2 protein-coding genes are annotated in these 2,236 nt (G+C 61.4%); both read right to left on the bottom strand.

The features are described 5' to 3' along the window. The coding region (locus IC50_RS37985; RefSeq protein ID WP_035716767.1) for a recombinase family protein at positions 1-1,657 on the bottom strand (1,657 nt) is incomplete at its 3' end. A 140-nt stretch (positions 1,658-1,797) separates the two neighbouring features. Continuing rightward, positions 1,798-2,073: a ribbon-helix-helix protein, CopG family gene (locus IC50_RS37980; protein WP_231088522.1), complete on the bottom strand. Its 276-nt coding sequence runs from the start codon at positions 2,071-2,073 to the stop codon at positions 1,798-1,800. Positions 2,074-2,236: the final 163 nt, after the last annotated feature.

The raw sequence follows: 2,236 nt of genomic DNA, 5'->3' as shown, positions 1-2,236 counted from the left end.
GGTTCCCTGAACGCAAAAGATAACTTTGCGGTGGGGGAGCGGTCACGGAGCTATTGGCGGCGCCGGGCGCCTTTCCACCGGGAGGGGTGGGTGGGAGGGGGATGGAGTGGCGGATGACGATCTTGTCGTCGCCAACGAGGACTTCCTTCACGAGAAGGCGCAGCACGCGTTGGCGTTCGATTATATCGAGCGCGCCGACGGACGAGCGGAGGCGCTCGAGGAAGCTAGTCACGGATTCAGCGAGACGCAGACAAACCTCCTGCTCCTGCGATTGGTCTTCGATCGCCTGCAGCGCCGACAAGCAAGCCTGTTCGCGGCTACGCAAATCGGGCATGCGACTGCGCAGCTCTTCAAGTGAGAGAAGGCTCTCTTGATAGGCCGTGAGGAGACGCTCGATGCTTTTCCGGGAGCGCGCAAGATCGCGGCGAAGCGTTTCCTCCCGGCGCTGTGTGGGATCGGAGTTGCGCGCCGCCTTGAGCCGGCGCTCAAGTTCGTCTTCGATGAGCTGTCGGTCTTCAAGTAAACGCGCGATCTCTTTCCATACCACCTCGTCCAGCAAATCCTGGCGCGTCGGGCGACTGTCGCAGACCGGCCCGCCGAGCCGGCGCCAGCCATCCGAGCCCAAGCAGCGGTAGTAATGGATGGTTCGAGCGCTCGACCTGGTCGAGGTGCGATAGAGCCCATAGCCGCATTTGGCGCAGCTCAACAATCCTTGCAGGGCGCTCGGCGTGATCGTGCGTCGCGGGGCATGCTTCTTGTTGGCTTCCAAAAGCTCGTTCGCCAATGCGAAGGTCTCTTCGCTGATGATGGTCGGCACAGGGATTTCGATCCACTCTGTGCGAGGAAGCTCATGATTTGCGCTATTGCGAGGAGCGACGCCGCCGCGCAATCGCAACGGCCGCGTCACACGCATGCGCGGCGCGATCCGCGTCTTGCCAAAGCAGGCCGTTCCTTTATACGCGGGATTGCGCAGCATCGCCCAGACCGTCGAGCGCTCCCAGCGGCCTGTTTCTTTGGCTGTCGGAATCTGGCGCTCATTGAGCAGGCGCGTGATGGCGCCGATGCTGTGGCTTTTTGCGGTGTAAAGCTCGTAGACCCAGCGCACGATACCGGCCTGTCGCTCGTCGATCTCATAATAGGCGGCAGAGTGATCGGTCTTGCGCTTGTAGCGATAGCCAAACGGAGCGCCGGAAAGCACGCTCACTTGGCCTTGAAGGGCGCGATGGCGCTTCCCTCGCCGCGACCGTTCCAGGATTTGCGCGCGTTCATATTCGGCGATCATGCCCTGAAACTGCAGCAGCAGCTCGTCTTCCGGCGTCGCTGCCCGTCTCGAGCGAATGAACAAGACTTCGACGCCGGCGCGCGCGAACTCTTCGATAAGAAGGATTTGATGCGCATAGCGCCGGCTCAGCCGATCGGGAGCGTAGACGAGCACGGCTTGGATCCGCCCTTCTGCGGCGAGGTCGCGCAGTCGTTCAAGTCCGGGGCGCAACAAGCTCGCGCCGCTATAGCCGTCGTCTTCGATCACCCATTCCGCCGGCACGTCGCAGTTCTGCTCGCGCGCGAAAGCGATCAGCGCGCTCGTCTGACTGGCGATCGTGTTCTCCTCCTTCTGTTTGTCCGACGACACTCTGGCGTAAATCGCGGCGGTCTTCATCTTCGCCTCCCGTCACATCGGCGCCAGCGCGCGCGAAGCGCACCTGATCTGGAACGAGAATTTCGTAAACCTGTTCAAGTTTGACGGCGACGAGGCGATCGAACGCAAATTCGAGTCGAACGTCGCGTTTTTTTCGCCGCTCAGCCATCTTCGCGGACAGACGCGAGATAAGCGGCCACCGCTCGGCGCATCACCTCGCTTGCCGAAAGCCTGGAAGCCGTCGCATGCGTCTGGAGTTTTTGGGCAAGATCGGCCGGCATCTTCAGGGAGAGCGTCACTGATGGCTGCGGCGCGGGAAGGAGCCGCTCCCTGCTTTTGGCCACTTCGAGATAGCGATAGGCCTGCCGCAGCGACAAGCCGCTTTCGCGCGACAGCACCAAGGCCGCCTCCGCCATGCCGATTTTCTTCGCGAGCAAGCGTCGCGCCGCCCTCAGCCGCTCGGCTTTCTGCGCTTGCGTCGATCGAATCATATGACATAACGGTATTACCTTTTGCGTCTCAAATCAACAACGGCTCTATCACGCCAGCCGACGATGACGCGTTCAAAGCGGAAGTTATCTTTTGCGTTCAGGGAGCCAT

The sequence above is a fragment of the Bradyrhizobium genomosp. I (2014) genome (assembly GCF_000261685.1).
Taxonomy (GTDB): domain Bacteria; phylum Pseudomonadota; class Alphaproteobacteria; order Rhizobiales; family Xanthobacteraceae; genus Bradyrhizobium.
Note: the sequence above shows the minus strand (reverse complement) of the source record. Positions and strands in the feature narration are given on the sequence as shown.